We start from the raw sequence: 848 nt of genomic DNA, 5'->3' as shown, positions 1-848 counted from the left end.
AGTGGCCGCCGCCACCGCGCCGGCAACTCGCGCCCGAGCGGCCCGATGGCAAGGCGCTGCGCCGCCATCTGGCACTTGGCCAGCAGCGTCTCGTGGTTCTCCAGCGTGTCGAGCGGGAACAGGTCCTGGGCGAGGATGTCGCCGGTGTCGAAGCCGTCCTCGGCGAGCACATGGGCGGTCACGCCCCAGGTCTCGAAGCCCTCCTCCACCGCCCGGAACAGCGGGTAGGGGCCGCGCCCCGTCGGCAGCGGCGAGGGGTGAATGTTCAGCCCGAAGGCGGCGCGGGTGCGCCACCCGGTGATCAGCCAGGGATAGCCGGCGACGACGAGCGCCCAGTCGCGCCCGTGGGCGGCGTTCAGCGCATCGAGATCCGACGCGCGCAGGCGCGAGAGCTGGATCGGCACCCGCAGCTGGCGGGCGCGCGCCACCACCACGTCGTTGTGATCGTAGAGGCCGTCGCAGGGGCGGGTGAACAGCTTGATCGGTGTCCAGCCGGCCTCGATCAGGCCCTCGAACACGCCGCCGAGGAAATCGATGCCGGCGAAGGCGAACTTCATGGGCCTGGATTCTCCGGCTGTCCCAACGGGATGCGACCTTGTGGAACGGCCGCGCCGACCGCCGCCGACTCCCCCCTCCACCACGATGCCTTAACTTCATCTTGCCGAACCGTCTCCACCGACAAGGGGCGTTCGGCGCCAAGGGACGTTCTGGGCCAATGGACGTTCTGTGCCATGGACGGGGGAGCGAGCATGCGACGGGTTCTGATCTACGGCGGCACCGGCGGCATCGGCCGGGCGACGGCGGACGCCCTCCGGCACCGCGGCTTCTGCCTGCACCTCGCCGCGCGC

At 71.1% G+C, this 848-nt stretch carries 1 protein-coding gene; it reads right to left on the bottom strand.

The features are described from left to right. Positions 1 to 557 (bottom strand): formyltransferase family protein (locus tag FV222_RS27795; RefSeq protein WP_281406940.1); only part of this gene is annotated, 557 nt, incomplete at its 3' end. Between the last annotated feature and the right edge of the window lie 291 nt (positions 558 to 848).

Origin of the sequence: Methylobacterium sp. WL103 (genome assembly GCF_008039885.1) — a bacterium.
Taxonomy (GTDB): domain Bacteria; phylum Pseudomonadota; class Alphaproteobacteria; order Rhizobiales; family Beijerinckiaceae; genus Methylobacterium; species Methylobacterium cerastii.
The sequence above is the reverse complement of the archived record's forward strand: the minus strand, read 5'-3'. Positions and strand labels throughout refer to the sequence as shown.